The sequence below is a fragment of the Actinopolyspora sabaoui genome (assembly GCF_051225635.1).
Taxonomy (GTDB): domain Bacteria; phylum Actinomycetota; class Actinomycetes; order Mycobacteriales; family Pseudonocardiaceae; genus Actinopolyspora.
Window position 1 is genome coordinate 169760 of record NZ_JBMIHH010000008.1, and the last position, 15912, is coordinate 185671.

Below are 15912 nucleotides of genomic sequence, written 5' to 3' on the forward strand. Positions count from 1 at the left end.
AGGCTGAACCGCAGGCTGCGGCGGTCGCGTCACCAGGGGCGCACGCCGCCGTAGAAGGTGTTCTCGCCGAGCTCGTGCGTCTTGCGCATGACCCTGTCGGGGTTGTCTCCCGTGTTGCCCTCGATCAGGGTAACCCTTTCGCCCTGGATCTTCTCGACCACACCGATGTGGTGGCTGGAGTCGGGGGTCGTCGGGCCGGTGCCGAACAGCAGCACGTCGCCCGGCCTGGCGCTGTCCAGCTGGGCACTGCCGTAGGCCGTGCCCTCGGTCTGTCCGGTGGTGTAGACGTCGCCGGTGAAGGAGAACTCCTCGGGGTCGACCTCCACGCCCGCCTTTTCCCAGCTCGACATGGCGAACAGGGCGCACCAGGGCACGCACTGCTCGGAGTACTTGTGGCAGTTCTTGCCGGTTTCTTCGGTGCCGAGCTCGGCCCGTGCCGCCGTGACGATCTCTTCTCGCTCGGTGCCTGGGTCGGCCGTGAGCACCGGTGCTGCCGTGTCTCCGGTGGGGGCTTCGGGCGGTCCTTCGGATGTGGAAGGCACGAGTACGGCAGCCGTGATCGCGGCCGCCGCCGACAGGCTCGTCGCGAGCCCCAGCACGGCTCCACGCCTGCGAGGCCGGCATGCGGCCGGTTCGCCGCTCCGGTCATCTCGGTGAGTCACGCCCAGCACCTCCCGCTCGACGTTGACGCGTTCACCACCCGATATACCGTTCAGAGAGCGTGCATAAACGTTCCTGCCCGGTGCGCGCCCGTGAAACCGCTGGTCAGGGGCTAGGCCCCTCGACGTGCCGCTGCCCGGTGGGCGGCTGTCGACGGATTCAGCTCCCCGTTTCGATGCCGCGCCAGAATGCGTCGACGCGGGAGTTCCATTCCTCCGGTATCTCCTGGAAGGGTTGGTGGGCCTCCTCTTCCAGCACTTCGACCCTCGCGTGGGGGATTTTCTCGGCCACGGCCTGGCACAGCCGCGGACGCGCGGTCGGGTCGAGACCACCGGCGAGGACGAGCGTCGGCACGGAGATCCGGGGAAGACGCTCGGTCGTGTCGTGTTCGATGAAGCAGTCGAGGAACCGCTGCACGTCCTCGGTCGCTTGTTTGTGGGGGAAGGCGAGCACTTCCTCGATGAACCGGTCGACGGTTCCGTCGTTGTGTGCTCGGGCTGTGTAGATGTCGAGGAAGAATCCCTCGAGGAACGCCCGTTCGCTCGGAGCGACTTCCACCAGCCAGCGGACGAACCTGGCCCACGAGCGGAGATAGGGGTCCATCGCCGGCCACGTGCTCTGCAGGACCAGGCTGCGCACGAGATCGGGGTGCCGCAGCGCCAGTTCCTGGGCGATGATGCTTCCGCCCGAGAAGCCCGCGACATGGGGGGAAGGGATCTCTATCGCACGGAGGAGGTGTGCAGCGTCGTCGGCCATCGTCTCCACTGAGACAGGAGCGGCGGGCATCGCTGTCCGCCCCGCTCCCCGGTTGTCGAAGGCGGTCAGCCGATAGCGGTCCGAGAGCCCGTCGAGCTGGAACCGCCAGGATTCGACGGTATCGCCCAGTCCACCGATGAGCAGGACATCCGGTCCTTGTCCGGTCTGTTCGGCCCAGATGTCGAGCTCCCCGGCGCGGAGATGCGTGCCCATGTCTAACCCTCCTGTTCACTGTCGTGCCACTTCCGCGAGTGAGTGCCGTGTGTGCAGGTAAGCACCGGGTTCAGCGGAGTGCTCGTAGAATTCCGGGAAGAGATGGTGCGCCCGGACGTAGTCGAGGACGAACCCCGTCGGCACCGTTTCGGTGAAGCGCTCGAAAGAGCCGGGGACGGACTTGGCACGAAGCCTCAGCACTCTTCTACGGCAGGTGGTTTCCAGCTCTGCTGACCTCCCGGTGAGCGCGTATCCTTCCGTGAAGGTCAGCGGGGATCCCGGGGGGTCCGCAGGCGCCTCGTTCGTTGGGTTCGTCGACTTCGTCTCTCGCACCGCCCCTCCCAGTCCGGGAGCTCACGCGGACGGGTACACCGTCCTTTACCGGCCGAGGTTCGTACCCCCAGCGTGATCGACGGCCGTGTGCTCTATTGCCTCGCAATACCGTGAGTTACCGGTCCGGTGGAAACCTCAATTCCGAAGACCTCTCAGGAAAGGACTGCCGTGCAGACGTTCCTTCCCTGGTCGGAGTTCGCGTCGGTCGCGCGAGTCCTCGATGCCCGACGGCTGGGCAAACAGCGAGTGGAAGCGTTGCAGGTGCTGCGTGCTCTGACCGTCGCCGACTACGGTTGGCGGCATCACCCCGCCGCGAGCATGTGGGCCGGGTACGAGGAAGCGCTGACCCGCTATGGTCTCGAGATCTGCCGGGTCTGGTGCGCTACCGGACGAGCCGACACCTGCGCCTCGTCGCTGCGAGCGGACCTCTCCAGCAGTCTCGGGCTGGAGGTCGTGCGCACGCAGCTCTCACTGGCCGAGGCGGGAGAACTGCCGCCGTGGCTCGGCGATCCGGTGTTTCACCGCGCCCACCAATCGGCGCTGGTGCGCAAGGATCCCGAGTACTACGGGGAGTGGTTTCCCGACGTGCCGCCCGATCTTCCCGCCGTGTGGCCGGTCTCCGACAGGCCGCGCCGCACGCTGTGAGACCGTTTTCCGGCCGGGCGGCGGGCCCTCCTGCACGGGGAAGTGACGAAACGGTCCGGACAGCCGGAATGTCCTCGCGCCGGTCCTGGTGTCCGGCAACATGTCGCGGGATGAGGCCGGACGAGGACCTTTCGGGGAGCTTCGCCGGAGTCGTACGGTGGGTTTTCCCGGCGGACTCACGCGGGGTTGGTGCTTCTTCCCTCGATCTGGCGTTTGATGTTGGCCAGTGTCTGTTCCAAGCCCGCGCGGACGCCCGGACCGTCGGCTCGTTCGGTGTGCAACGACACCGTCACGGTGGATTGTCCGTCTCCGGCATCGGCGACCTCGAGTTCGCCGTGGTACTGATTCTCACTCTCGGTTCCCCACCGCATCGAGCGAGTCTGGGGGTCGATTTCGAGCCAGGCCTCGCCCTCGCGGCGTTTCCCCTCTACCTGAGCCACCGTGTGCACGGTGTGTTGCCCGGTGGACTCGACGGAGACCATTCCCTCGAAATAGTCGGGCAACCGGTTCACGTCGGCGAGGTATTCGAACAGAGACGCGGCGTCGGTGCGCACGGTGGCGCTGTGTTGGTAGTCACCCATGTTTGGTCGTTATACCGGACCGAGGGCTTCGCTGCCCGGTGCGTAGCCGAACAACCACGGAAAGTGATTTCGAGTGACTCCCGTGAAACACGTTCCGTCGCGTGCCTCTCGCGCGCCGCTGTTCGTCGTCGGCCGTGGCGGTGCGGCTGTGGACGGATGGGCTCCTGAGTAGATCACGGTGTGGTTCCGGAGTGTTCCGATCGTTCCGCCGCGAACGCGTCGTGCGGCCGAAATTCGCCGTCGCCGGTCTCGGTCCGCCTCCGTAGCGGTCGAGCCGCTCGGACAGGGGACGGCGAGAAAGATCGTAAGGCACTGACTCCTTGCTTGGCCGTTCGAACGGGGTGGCGTCCCTGGGTCGGTGGGAGTCTCGGCGGCCAATACCCACGACAGCCGCGCGTTGATCCCTGGTGCCGGATCCGCTCCAGAACCGAGATCGAGTTCTGGAGCGGGCTCTCAGACTCCGGATGCGGAATATCTAGTGCCAGGCCTCACACGGCCGGTCGTGCTAGTGGCTTTCTTGCTTCTTGAACGCCTCGATCAAGCTGGCAAGGCTGTGATTTCCGTGCCCCTGTGCGACGCGCTTTTCAATCATTTCCTGGATGGCGACCGACATGTCATTATCGACGTTCAGCTGCTTGCTCGTCTTCACCAAGTGGGAGATGGCGGCCTTGTTGACATCGAGGCTCGACACATCCGTCTCGAACCGACCCGAGTCGATCTCTTTGGCGCTCTTCGGGATGGCCGGAGCGATGACCTGCTCGATCCAGGTATTCACGAAGGGTAGGAACTCCTCGGCCGAGACACCGACGGTACCAACCAAGGCCTGGGCATGGACGTATCCTGCGATGCAGGACCACAGGATGGAGAGCAGACCCAGATCGTAAATCATCGGAACTCCGGCGTCAGTGCCGAGATAAACGCTTTTTCCTCCCAGGGGCTTGAGCAGTTCCTCCTGTTCAGTAAACACTTGCTGGTTACCTGCGTAGAAAATCAACGCCTCGGGAAGACCGATCATTTGCGGTACGGCCATGATGGCGCCGTCGAGATACTCGACACCGTTTTCCTGGGCCCATAAGGCGGTATCGCGCGCCTCTTCAGGGGTGCCGGAGGTCAAGTTCACGACAACCCTGCCCCTGAGCTCATCGGCCACCGAGGCGAGTAAATCGTTCATGACTTCGTACGTGGATACGCAGATCACAATCACTGGGCTTGCTTCAACGGCGTCCCGGATTTCGCCGGCCGCCACAGCCCCCTCAGCGATCAGGGCGTCGGTTTTATCCGCAGAACGGTTCCAGACGATCGTCCGATTGCCATTATTCAGAAACGCACCGGCCAAAGCGGTGCCCATCATGCCGAGTCCCAGAACTGTCACGGGTATCCGATTGGTTTCCGTCATCGAAAGGTTTCTCCTGCAATACGATTGAATTACTTGCTCTCGGGTGCGAGTCGATATCGCAACCAATTCTGGAATTGCATCGTCTGTCCGGTACTGACATCCGACGGTGTGGCTGTTGAAAATGAACGAAGGTTACGAAGGTTGCGAAGGTCTTGCACAATCTTCACAGCACTTCGAGGGTTTCTCCGGTGGGCAATACCACGGCAGGGAAGTAAAGTACCGGCGAGTGGTGGTTGTTCCCGCCACTCGCCGGAGAACGATTTCGCTGTGTCGATGCCGGTTGACGGATGGCCGGAACTCATCCGTGCGGCCGTTGGTTATGCGCCGCGGAGAACCTGGGAGAGTCGAGCGAAGCTCTCCTCACCGTACCCGGACTCCGTGGCCCGTTTCGCCAGCGCCGTGGCCGCGTTGAGTACACCGGTCTCGATGTCGCGGTTGTGGGCCGCGTGGATGATGTGGTCCATGCCCGCTGCGGCGGACTGTATGTTTGAGATGTCTCCGGTGAAGCGGTCCTTGTCGATTCGTTCGGCGAAGTCGGACATGATGTCGGGCAGCAGGTTGACGATGCCCTTGGCGTAGGGTGCCAGGTCGACCGCGTCGATCCCTTCGGCCTTGGCCAGTGCGAAACCGTGCACCATGCCTGCCATGCCCGTCCAGAATATGTCCAGCAGGGAAACGTCGTGCGCCGCTGCCCTGCCCGGATCCGTGCCCAGGGGCGCGGCCGTTCCCCCCAGGTTGGACAGCGTCGGTTCGTGGGACTCGTAGAGAGCCTGTGAACCGGCGTAGAGCACGACGGCCGCTGATCCCCCGATGGTCGGTGCCGGGGTCATAATCGCCCCGTCCAGGTATTCGATGCCGTGCTCGGCCGCCCAGTCGGCCATCTCGCGGGCCCGTGCGGGCGAGTCGGCGGTCAGGTTCACCAGCGTCTTGCCTTTCAGCGCGGTGGCAGCAGGCTCGACGATCGCCCGCACCGCGTCGTAGTCGATCACGCAGGCGATGACGAGATCACTCGCCGCGACCGCGTCGGCGACCGTCTCCGTTCGGTTGGCCCCCTCCTTCACGAGGGCATCCGCTTTCGATGCCGTCCGGTTCCACACCGTGGTGGGGTGGCCGTTGTTCAGGAACGCTCCGGCTAGAGCCTGGCCCATCGGACCGAGCCCAAGGATCGTGACCGGCTCGCGGTTGGCCGCAGTCATTGCTGTGTTCCTCCTTCGCGGCGACCGCCCCAGGGGCGTTCCGCTTCTTCTGCTGTCTTGTTCGGCAGCCACCATCGCTTGGTCCGTACCGTTCGAGGATGCTGTACCGATCACTCTGGCGCAGCCCGCTCAGGAGTCACTCTCGATCCGCTCACGCCCTAATGCCCGCGAGCCGGACCGTTCCGGACAGGACGACATGGGGGAATCCCATGAGGCCGAACGGAGGTATACAGCCTCGGACGGGTGAGCCCGCAGGAACCGTCACTTACCCTTCCGGAAGTATCCGGCTGCGCGGATATTCTGGCGGCATGCGATTCGGGATCCTCGGACCTCTGGCGGTGTGGACGGCGGACGGCCTGCCGGTCACGGTCCCCGAGTCCAAAGTGCGAGTGCTACTGGCAACGCTGTTGGTCCATGATGGTCAACCAGTCTCCACCGATCGGTTGTGTGACGTCCTCTGGGGTGATGAGCTGCCGCGAAATCCCACGGCTGCCCTCCAGACGAAGGTGTGGCAGTTGCGGCGGACCTTGGATGATGCGGAATCCGGCGCGGCGACCCTCGTCGAGTACTCCGCGCCCGGATACTTGTTCCGCATCGAGGACACCGAAGTGGACGCGAGAAGGTTTCAGCGCCTCATCACCGGCTCCCGGCACACCGAAGGCCCCCGAGCGCGTGCCGACGCGCTCGCCGATGCCTTCGGACTCTGGCGCGGCCCGGCACTCGCGGATTTCAGGGACGACGAGTTCGCGAGTGCGGCGATCACTCGTTTCGAGGAGCAATGGATCGCGGCGGCGGAGGACCACGCCGAAGTGCTGCTGGAACTGGGCGAGAACCGAGTGCTCGTGGGTGACCTGGCGGACCTGAGTGCCAGGTATCCGCTGCGGGAGCGGTTGCGAGCGCTGCGCATGCGCGCACTTCACCGCGCCGGCAGGTCGAGCGAGGCATTGCAGACCTTCGACGAGTTTCGGAGCTACCTCGGTGAGAATCTCGGGGTCGAACCGAACAACGAGCTGGTGGCGCTTCGCCAGGCGATCCTGCAGCGGTCCACCAGTCTCGATCCCGTGCCGCCGTCCTCGGCCAAGGCGGCGGTCTCCACACCGGGCAACCTCCCCGCAGCGCTCACCCCGCTGATCGGTCGGGACACCGCCGTCGAGGAGCTTCGTGAGTTGCTGGACGGAAACCGATTGGTCACCCTGACCGGAACTGGTGGAGTGGGGAAGACGAGACTCGCCCTGGAGCTGGCCACGACTCTGACCGAGACCTTCGTGGACGGGGTGTGGCTGGTGGAACTGGCACCGCTGGCCCCGCCGGGAGAGGTGGACGAGGCCGAACTCTACGACGCCGTCGTCGGCCAGGTCGCGAGCACCCTGGAGATACGTGGCGAGGCCACTTCGAGCGGCGGGCCCGGTGGTGGATTCCCGACTCCGCTGTCCGAGCGGTTGAGGGACGCGCTGCGTACCAAGCGGTTGCTTCTCCTCCTGGACAACTGTGAACACCTGGTCGAACCGGTCGCCAAGCTGGTCGAGAAGCTGTTGCAGGCGGCACCCGGTCTGCGAGTGCTCGCGACGAGTCAGGACGCGCTCGGTGTCGTCGGCGAACAGCTGCACAACGTCCCACCCCTGGTGGTCCCGGATGGTCCGGAAAGGATGGAGGAGGCGAGTGCGGTCGAGCTGTTCGTGACGAAGGCGAGCGCGGCCTCTCCCGGTTTCCGGCTCGACCGGTCCAACATGCGAGAGGTGCTCGCCATCTGCAAGCAACTGGACGGGGTCCCGCTGTCTCTCGAGCTGGCCGCGACCAGAGTACGGGCACTGGGCACCCGCGAGGTGGCGGCGCGGTTGGCGAACCGGTTCGAACTGCTCACCGTCGGATATCGCGGCGCGCCCGCGCGGCAGCAGACCCTGCGGGCGACGATCGACTGGAGCTGGAGCCTCCTGAGCGTCTCCGAACGGTCCGTGCTGTGCCGACTCGTCCCCCACATCGGCGGTTTCACCCTCCGTGCGGCCGAACAAACGTGTGCGGATGAGGGGATCGACACTTCGCGAATTCTCGATCTGGTCGCTCGTTTGGTGGACCGGTCCCTGGTCGCGGCTTCGGACGGCAACAATGGACGGCGGTTCCACTTGCTCGAGTCCATTTCGGCCTATTGTGCCGAGCGCTTGCGCGAGTCCGGCGAGCATACACGGGTTCATACCCGTTATGTGTGGTACTACACCGATCTCGCCGAACGGGCCGTACCGCAGCTGCGCGGGCCGAACCAGCGAAGCTGGTTGGAGCGCTTGGACGCGGAGGCGGCCAATCTCCGCAACGCACTGGATGTCGCCGTCCGGTACGAGCTCGCCGAGCTGGGACTGCGACTCGTGAACGCGTTGGCGTGGTACTGGTTGCTGCGTGGCCAATCGGGTGAAGGAAGTCGGTCCTGCTCCGCGGCCCTCACGATCGTGGGGGACAGCACGGCCGACAACCGTCTCGCCGCGCTCTGCTGGCGGGCCGGTTTCGCGTTCCGCGCCGATGAGGGCGAGTCTCCGCTGGTCGAGTGCGACCGAACGTGGGAGCTGAGCGCACGGATCGAGGACCCGCTGCGCAGAGCCACGGCGCGATGGTTCCTGGGATTCGCCCAGCTCGGATTCGGCGACCGGCAGCGGAACGAGGCCCGGATCGAGCGGGCGTTGGAGGACCTTCGTGCCGCTGGAGATCGGTTGGGCGTCGCCGCGGCGCTCAGCGCGCGGGCCACCCAGGCACTTATCAGCGGCGATCTGAGTACTGCTCAACGCGATGGTGCCGAGAGCGCCGCCGCGTACCACGCACTCGGGGATGCCTGGGGACAGCTACAGGCAGGCAACGTGCTGGCTCAGCTCGCTGAGATCAGCGGCGATTACGAGCGGTCGGCCGGGCGGTACCGCGAGGGACTGCACATCGCCACGTCACTCGGTTTGTGGACGGACGTGGCGTTGAAACTGTCCGGGCTGGGACGGGTCGCGCTGTTGCAAGGCGACTACCCGCGGGCCCGGGAGCTGCACGAACGAGCGATGCGCTCGGCCGCCGAGCAGGGTTTCCCCTTCGGGGAGCAGTTCGCCGAGGTGGGGTTGGGTATGGGGGCACGCAGGGAGAACGACCTCGATACCGCGGAGAAGCACCTGTCGCGATGGCTCGACTGGTGCCGCCGTACGGACGGTGCTCCGGGTGTCGCGCTGATCCTCGCCGAACTCGGCTTCGTGGCCGAGCAGCGCGGCGACGCCCACACGGCGTTGCGCTATCACCTGGAGGGGATCGGCGTCGCTGGCAGGGACCTCCGAGCGATCGCGCTGGTGGTGGAAGGCGTCGCGGGTGCGGTGGCCGTCGCCAAGGAGTGGAGAGGTGCCGCGTTGTTGCTCGGCTCCGCCGAGGCAGCGCGCGAGACCGCGGGCGCTCCGCTCCCACCTGGTGAGCGGGGGGACGTGGAGCGGATCACGCTGACGGCACGGCTGGGGACGGATACCGAGAACTTCGCCGCCAAGTTTCAGCGGGGCCGAGACCTGGCCCCTGCACAGGCCATGTCCGAGGTGTTGAGCGAGAGCGCGCTCGCGGGTCACGTGAACGGCCTCTTCCGCTCGGAGCTCTCGGGGAATCGCGCCCTCTGACCGAGCCGAGGGGGTGGAGCGATTCGTTTCCGGTGTCGTGGGGGCTTGTGCGGTTGGCCGACGACTTCTACGGTCTCCGCGAAGTGGGTTCCCCGGCGGAACCGTTGCCGAGTGCGTCACCCGGGTGGGAGCCTCCGAGGACCGCCCCGCGGCGCCGCTCCGGCGAGCGGCGAAGCCGCGACGCGGTTCCATATGAGGCCCCCGGGGGCGCTCCTCATCGGGTCAGTCGAAGCCGTCCTCGACGAAACCGGGTGTCATTCGAAGTCGATGTCCCACGGGTCGTACAGGCAGTTCCTACTGGGACCACTGCCGATCCGCTCGGGTTCGGCCCCGGTGTCGTTTCCCAAGTACGAGACGCAGATGTCCATCTCGGAGTCTCCGACGACCGTGATGTCGGACAATGCGACGCTGTCGCCGTAATTGACATTGACTCCGGTCAGTTTCCCGCCCGGCGCGGTGGCCGTGACATCGTTGATGATCGCGTGGCGCTCGTACTGCTCGGTGCAGTTGCCGCAGGACAGGTAGAGTGTGCCGAAGTTCTCGACCCGGAAATCGTTGATCAGCATGGTTCCCGGGCCGTTGTGCTGGAAGACCTTGTCCTCGGCCGCCCGCGCACCACCGCCGTCGACCAGCATCAGGTCGGAGGGGGAACCGGCGGCCAGTGTCGCGGCGTCCTCGCCGACGTCCTCCCACCACACGTTCCGCAGCGTGCAGGAGCCGAGGCAGTGGATGCCGTCGGAAGCCGGGGCGCCGATGATCACGTTTCGCAGCGTCGCACCGTCGGCGAGTTCGAAGATCGGGGGTTGGTCCTCGGCCTGGCCTCCTCCGCCGAGGTCGCCCTTCCCGTAGTAGCGGGTGAGCCCACCGTCCATCGTTCCCTCGACCGTGATCGTGGAGTCGACGGCCTGCTCACCTCGTGCCTCGGGAATGGGAACGGCCGCGGTGGCGGGGGGTTCGGCGTGCCCGAGGGGAACGGCCACGGCCATGCCCAGCACGGTCAGCGCACTCAGCGCCGCCGAGTACAGGCCCTTCCTGGCGCGGGAAGAAAAGCGGGGTAACAATGGTTCTCCTTTTCCGACCGGGGAAAACGCTTTCCTTGAAGTTACGGTGCGTCATCCGGGGAACCAAGCGGCTGTTCGTTCCCGCCGGCTGGGCGAGCCGATCCAGTGATGTCGTGCCCGAACGGCGCATCTCTCCCGGTTGGTGAAACGGCGCGGTGCCGTGGGCCTTTTCGCGCAGCGCATCGGTGCTTTCGCTCCGCCTCGCCTCACACAGCACCGGTAACAGCCTCCGCCGCACCTCCGCTGAGTGGCCCACGGGCAGGGGCGGGAAGAGCCAGTGGGGGCGGGCCTTCGGCACCAGCGAACCAGGCGTGCCCGACTGTGCCCGGGCGGAGTTCCGGGGCGACTCGGAGTGTTCCGCCGGGTCCGCTGTGACTGCCGTGACCGGCCGCGACGCGATGTAACCGGGCCCGGGCGGGATGGTCGTCGCGGTCGCGCGAGCTCCTATAATCCGGGTCGTGCCCGTGTCGCCGTTCGAAGCGACGCGCGGGAAACGTGATTTCGGGAAAGGGGATCAGTGAGTACACAGGCGGAAACGTTCGAATTCCAGGCGGAATCCCGCAAATTGTTGCAGTTGATGGTGCACGCCATATATTCGAACAAGGACACGTTCCTGCGCGAGCTCGTTTCCAACTCCTCGGACGCGCTCGACAAGGTGCGGCTGGAGTCCTTCCGCGACAAGGACCTGGAGGTGGACACCTCCGACCCGCACATCCTGATCGAGGCCGACAGGGAGCACCGCACCCTGACGGTGCGCGACAACGGTATCGGCATGTCGCGGGACGAGGTCCAGGACCTGATCGGCACGATCGCCAAGTCGGGCACGGCCGAGCTGCTGCAGCAGCTGAAGGAGACGCAGGACGGCGCGGCCGCGCAGGAGTTGATCGGCCAGTTCGGGCTCGGTTTCTACTCCAGCTTCATGGTCGCCGACCGGGTGACGCTGCTGACCCGTCGGGCGGGCGAGAGCACCGGCACCCGCTGGGACTCGACCGGTGAGGGCACCTACACCCTCGAGACGGTCGAGGAGGCCCCGCAGGGCACGGCGGTGACGCTGCACCTGAAGGCCGAGGACCAGGAAGACAGCCTGCTCGACTACACCGACAGCACGACGATCACCAACATAATCAAGCGCTACTCCGACTTCATCTCGTGGCCCATCCGCATGGAGGTCGAGCACACCGACTCCGAGGGCGAGACCACGCGGCAGGTCGAGACGATCAACTCGATGAAGGCGCTCTGGGCGCGCCCCAAGGAGGAGGTCGCCGACGAGGAGTACCGCGAGTTCTACAAGCACATCAGCCACGACTGGAACGACCCGCTCGAGACGATCCACCTGCGGGCCGAGGGCACGATCGAGTACCAGGCGCTGCTGTTCATCCCCTCGGTCGCCCCCTTCGACCTCTTCACGCGTGACCACAAGCGCGGCGTTCAGCTCTACGTCAAGCGCGTGTTCATCATGGACGACTGCGAGGAACTCCTGCCGGAGTACCTGCGCTTCGTCAAGGGCGTGGTGGACGCACAGGACCTCTCCCTCAACGTCTCGCGGGAGATCCTGCAGCAGGACCGCCAGATCCAGATGATGCGCAAGCGGCTGGTCAAGAAGGTCCTGTCCACGGTCAAGGACATGATGAGCCAGGACCCGGACAGCTACGCGAAGTTCTGGGAGCAGTTCGGCCAGGCCGTCAAGGAGGGACTGCTCAACGACGTCGACAACCGCGAGCAGATCCTCGAGATCGCCTCCTTCGAGTCCACGCACGACGCGGAGAACAAGACGACACTGCGTGAGTACATCGAGCGGATGAAGGAGGGCCAGGACAGCATCTACTACATCACCGGCAGTTCGCGGTCCAAGGTCGAGAACTCCCCGCACATCGAGGCCTTCCGGGACAAGGGCATGGAGGTGCTGCTGCTGACCGATCCGGTCGACGAGATGTGGGTGGAGTCGGTGCCGGAGTTCGACGGCAAGCCGTTCCAGTCGATCGCCAAGGGCCAGGTCGATCTCGACGAGCAGGACGAGGACGGCAAGGACGCCGAGCGGCAGCAGGAGTTCGCCGACGTGCTGTCCTGGATGTCGACCAAGCTCGCCGAGGACGTGAAGGAAGTGCGGCTGTCCTCGCGCCTGAGCTCCTCACCCGCCTGCGTGGTCGGGGACAACAATGACATGGGGCCGACCCTGGAGAAGATGTACCGGGCCATGGGTCACGAGGTGCCGCCGGTGAAACGCATCCTCGAGGTCAACCCCGATCACCCTCTCGTGAGCGGGATGCGCGACTCCTACGACAAGAACGGCGAGAGCCAGGAGTTGAAGGAGACGGCCGAACTCGTCCACGGCATGGCGCTGCTGGCCGAGGGCGGTGAGCTCCGCGAGCCCGCGCAGTTCACCAGTCTGCTGGCCAACAGGCTCGCCCAAACGCTGTAAGGACTCCTCGCCCCGGGGCCGGAGGGCGGCTGCTCTCCGGCCCCGGTGGAGGTACATGGCGGGGCCTTCCGGTCGTGGAGGCCGGGGTAGCTCATCGGAGGAGCTCGGTCGCGGGGTCGAGCACCTCGGCCAGGTGGCGGGCGCGGTGCCTGCTGCCGTGGGCTATCTGCGTCCGGCAGCTGAAACCGTCGGCCAGCACCAGTTCGTCGGTGCCGGTGTTTCGCAGCGCGGGTAGCAGGGCGTGCTCGGCACACGCCATCGACACTTCGTAATGACCACGCTCGAAACCGAAGTTGCCTGCGAGCCCGCAGCACCCCGAATCCAGCACCTCGGGGAGGAGACCCGCTCGCCGCATGATCGTCCGATCGGCGGTGAAACCCAGCACGGCGTGCTGGTGGCAGTGCGTCTGCACGAGGGCCTCGGCTCCTCGAGCACTCGGCTCCAGGTCTTTCGGCGCGTGGTCGGTGAGGGCTTCCGCCAGTGTGACGAAATGGGCACGGGCTCGCGCGGCCTCCTCGTCGTGGGGGAAGAGATCACGGGTGTCGGAACGGAACACGGCGGTGCACGAGGGTTCGATCCCCACCACGGGAGTGCCCGCCTCGAGCCAGGGGCGCAGTACCCGGAGAGTGCGCCGCAGTACTCTTCCGGCGACGCCGAGCTGTCCGGTGGAGATCCAGGTCAGTCCACAGCAGACCGGCTCGGTCGGTACCGCCACCCGAAATCCGGCGGCCTCCAGCACACGTACCGCCGCCCGTGCGATGTGCGGTTCGAAGTGGTTGGTGAAAGTGTCCGGCCACAGCACTACAGCGTTGGCATCGCCGGGGGAGGGTTCGGCCGAGCCACGCCCCAGCCATTGCTCCCGGAAGCCGTGGCGAGCGAATTCGGGGGCTTCCCGGTGGGGGGTCACTCCGGCGATCCTCTTGCCGACAGCGGCGATCCCCGGAGTGTGCAGCACGGTGTTGACCAGTTGGGGGGCGAACCGGGCCACCTGTGCCAACGCGGGCATCCAGCCGAGCGAGTAGTGCGCGGCTGGGCGCAACCGGTGGCGGTAGTGCTGGGCGAGGAACTCGGCCTTGTAGGTCGCCATGTCCACGCCTGTGGGGCAGTCCGATTTGCAGCCCTTGCACGAAAGGCACAGGTCCAGCGATTCCAGGACGGCTTCGGAACGCCATCCGTTGGTGACGGGGGAGTCCTCGTTGCCGCGCATCATCTCGAACAGCAGCCGGGCGCGTCCCCGTGTGGAGTGTTTCTCCTCCCCGGTGGCCCGGTAGGAAGGGCACATGACGCCACCGGTGGAGCTGCGGCAGTTGCCGATCCCCACGCAACGCATCACGCCCTGGTGGAAATCGGCTTGATCGTCCGGGTATCCCAGGAATGTGTCCGGATGCCACGGTCGGTACTCGGAACCGAGTCGCAGGTTCTCGTCCACCCGGTAGGGTGCGACCACTTTTCCGGGGTTCATGCGGTTCCCCGGATCGAAGATCTCCTTGAGCTCGCCGAAGGCACGCACCATCTCCGTTCCGAACATGCGCACCAGCAGCTCGCCACGCGCCTGTCCGTCGCCGTGCTCGCCGGACAGCGACCCCCCGTAGGAAGTAACGAGGTCGGCGGCGCGCTCCACGAAGCTACGGTAAGTGGCCACCCCCGGACCGCTCTTCAAGCGGAACGGAATCCGAACGTGTAAGCAGCCGTGCCCGAAATGGCCGTACAACGCGGGACGTTCGTAGCCGAACTCGTCGAACAGTCCAAGCAGATCGCGCAGGTAATCACCCAGACGTTTGGGAGGCACCGCTGAGTCCTCCCAGCCGGGCCAGCTCTCCGGGATGTCGGGAGGATCGGCGGTCGCCGCGAGCCCGGCCTCGCGTGCTTTGAGCATCCGCTCCTCGCGGGCCGGATCGTCGGAAACGGCCACGTCGTGGTCGTCCCGCGACTTGCCGAGTCCAGCCAGCAGCCGGTTGACACCTTCGTCGGCCTGTTCGACGCTTTCCCCGCCCGTCTGGACGAACAGCCAGCCGGAACCCTCCGGCAGGAGTTCGAGCGAATCCTCGAACAGCCCTTCCTCACGGATGAAGTGCACGAGTTCGGGGCCGACCGCTTCGAAGATCAGGGGATCGGACTCGGCCAGTACGCCCGGTACGGCGTCCGCGGCCGTCACGATGTCGTCGTAGCCGAGCACCACCAGGGCCTTGTACGGCACCGTCGGGACCAGTTCGAGCTCGGCCCGCAGCACCGTCGCCAGGGTGCCCTCGCTTCCGGCGAGCAACCCCGCCGCATCGATGCCGTCGGGACGCAGCAGCGAGTCGAGGTTGTAGCCGGAGACCCGGCGCGGTATGTCCGGATAGCTCGCTTGGATTTCAGCACGGTACCGGTCGCGCAGGTCGCGCAACTCCTGGTGGAGCCGCCCGATTTCGCCGCCACCGGCGATGGTCGACTCCAGCTCGCTCTCGGTGAGCGGACCGAGCCAGCAGCGCAGCCCCCCGTAGGTGAGCACTTCCAGACGTCTGATGTTGTCCACCGTCTTGCCGTACCGCTGTGCGCTGGCTCCGCAGGAGTTGTTCCCGATCATTCCACCGAGCGAACAGTGGCTGTGGGTGGAGGGCTGGGGACCGAACCGAAGGCCGTGCTCCGCCAGCGCCCGGTTGAGGTCGTCCAGCACGATCCCCGGCTCGACCACGCAGGTGCGTTCGTGCGGATCGACGGAGAGCAGGGAGTCGCAGTACTTCGTCCAGTCGATCACCACGGCCACGTTCACGCACTGACCACCCAGGCTCGTCCCACCACCGCGCGGAAGCACGGGTGCGTCGTGTGCACGACACGTTCGTATCGCTGTGGCCCCGTCCTCCGGAGTGTGGGGGACAACCACGGCGATCGGTACCTGGCGGTAGTTCGACGAATCCGTGGCGTAGGCCCCCCGTGAGGCCTCGTCGAACCGGACCTCACCGCTCACGGCCGAGCTCAGTGCCTGTTCCAGCGCTGTCGTGTCCACCCGGGGGATGCCAGGAAGACCGATCTCCGCAGCCATTCCGATCCCTTCG

10 protein-coding genes are annotated in these 15912 nt (G+C 66.0%); 3 read left to right on the plus strand and 7 right to left on the minus strand.

The features are described 5' to 3' along the window. Positions 1-29: 29 nt before the first annotated feature. Together ACOQFL_RS16505 and ACOQFL_RS16510 are read right to left on the minus strand one after the other, a co-directional pair. Positions 30-662, minus strand: coding sequence for a CHAP domain-containing protein (locus tag ACOQFL_RS16505; protein WP_435545068.1), 633 nt, complete (start codon positions 660-662; stop codon positions 30-32). A 157-nt stretch (positions 663-819) separates the two neighbouring features. Then, the gene (locus ACOQFL_RS16510) at positions 820-1629 is read right to left on the minus strand and encodes an alpha/beta fold hydrolase (RefSeq protein ID WP_435545069.1); all 810 of its coding nucleotides are present in this window, start codon (positions 1627-1629) and stop codon (positions 820-822) included. A 501-nt stretch (positions 1630-2130) separates the two neighbouring features. On the opposite strand from ACOQFL_RS16510, the gene ACOQFL_RS16515 reads away from it, so the two are divergent. Further along, entirely contained in the window at positions 2131-2607 is a 477-nt protein-coding gene (locus tag ACOQFL_RS16515) for an MSMEG_6728 family protein (protein ID WP_435545070.1), read from the plus strand. A 176-nt stretch (positions 2608-2783) separates the two neighbouring features. Here the strand turns inward: ACOQFL_RS16515 and ACOQFL_RS16520 are convergent, their stop codons facing one another. From ACOQFL_RS16520 to ACOQFL_RS16530, 3 genes are all read right to left on the minus strand, one after another. Then, positions 2784-3188, minus strand: a complete 405-nt coding sequence (locus tag ACOQFL_RS16520) for an SRPBCC family protein (protein WP_435545071.1) — start codon at positions 3186-3188, stop codon at positions 2784-2786. A gap of 505 nt (positions 3189-3693) precedes the next feature. After that, entirely contained in the window at positions 3694-4584 is an 891-nt protein-coding gene (locus tag ACOQFL_RS16525; RefSeq protein ID WP_435545072.1) for an NAD(P)-dependent oxidoreductase, read from the minus strand. A 317-nt stretch (positions 4585-4901) separates the two neighbouring features. Then, positions 4902-5780, minus strand: coding sequence for an NAD(P)-dependent oxidoreductase (locus ACOQFL_RS16530; protein WP_435545073.1), 879 nt, complete (start codon positions 5778-5780; stop codon positions 4902-4904). A gap of 308 nt (positions 5781-6088) precedes the next feature. On the opposite strand from ACOQFL_RS16530, the gene ACOQFL_RS16535 reads away from it, so the two are divergent. Further along, on the plus strand, positions 6089-9397 hold the full coding sequence (locus tag ACOQFL_RS16535; protein WP_435545074.1) for an AfsR/SARP family transcriptional regulator: 3309 nt from the start codon (positions 6089-6091) through the stop codon (positions 9395-9397). 254 nt (positions 9398-9651) lie between these two features. On the opposite strand, the gene ACOQFL_RS16540 is transcribed toward ACOQFL_RS16535, so the two are convergent. After that, complete coding sequence (locus tag ACOQFL_RS16540; protein WP_435545075.1) at positions 9652-10458, minus strand: pectate lyase; 807 nt, start codon at positions 10456-10458, stop codon at positions 9652-9654. A 517-nt stretch (positions 10459-10975) separates the two neighbouring features. Here ACOQFL_RS16540 and htpG point away from each other — a divergent pair. Continuing rightward, a complete protein-coding gene (gene htpG / locus ACOQFL_RS16545) occupies positions 10976-12877 on the plus strand; it encodes a molecular chaperone HtpG (protein ID WP_435545076.1) in 1902 nt (633 codons plus the stop codon). 91 nt (positions 12878-12968) lie between these two features. Here htpG and ACOQFL_RS16550 read toward each other — a convergent pair whose 3' ends face one another. Beyond that, positions 12969-15899: an FAD-binding and (Fe-S)-binding domain-containing protein gene (locus ACOQFL_RS16550; RefSeq protein ID WP_435545077.1), complete on the minus strand. Its 2931-nt coding sequence runs from the start codon at positions 15897-15899 to the stop codon at positions 12969-12971. Positions 15900-15912 lie beyond the last annotated feature (13 nt).

Coding starts and splice junctions, on each gene's coding strand:
- ACOQFL_RS16510 (WP_435545069.1), bottom strand. CDS start 1,629: ATGGGCACGCATCTCCGCGCCGGGGAGCTCGACATCTGGGCCGAACAG.
- ACOQFL_RS16520 (WP_435545071.1), bottom strand. CDS start 3,188: ATGGGTGACTACCAACACAGCGCCACCGTGCGCACCGACGCCGCGTCT.
- ACOQFL_RS16525 (WP_435545072.1), bottom strand. CDS start 4,584: ATGACGGAAACCAATCGGATACCCGTGACAGTTCTGGGACTCGGCATG.
- ACOQFL_RS16530 (WP_435545073.1), bottom strand. CDS start 5,780: ATGACTGCGGCCAACCGCGAGCCGGTCACGATCCTTGGGCTCGGTCCG.
- ACOQFL_RS16535 (WP_435545074.1), top strand. CDS start 6,089: ATGCGATTCGGGATCCTCGGACCTCTGGCGGTGTGGACGGCGGACGGC.
- ACOQFL_RS16550 (WP_435545077.1), bottom strand. CDS start 15,899: ATGGCTGCGGAGATCGGTCTTCCTGGCATCCCCCGGGTGGACACGACA.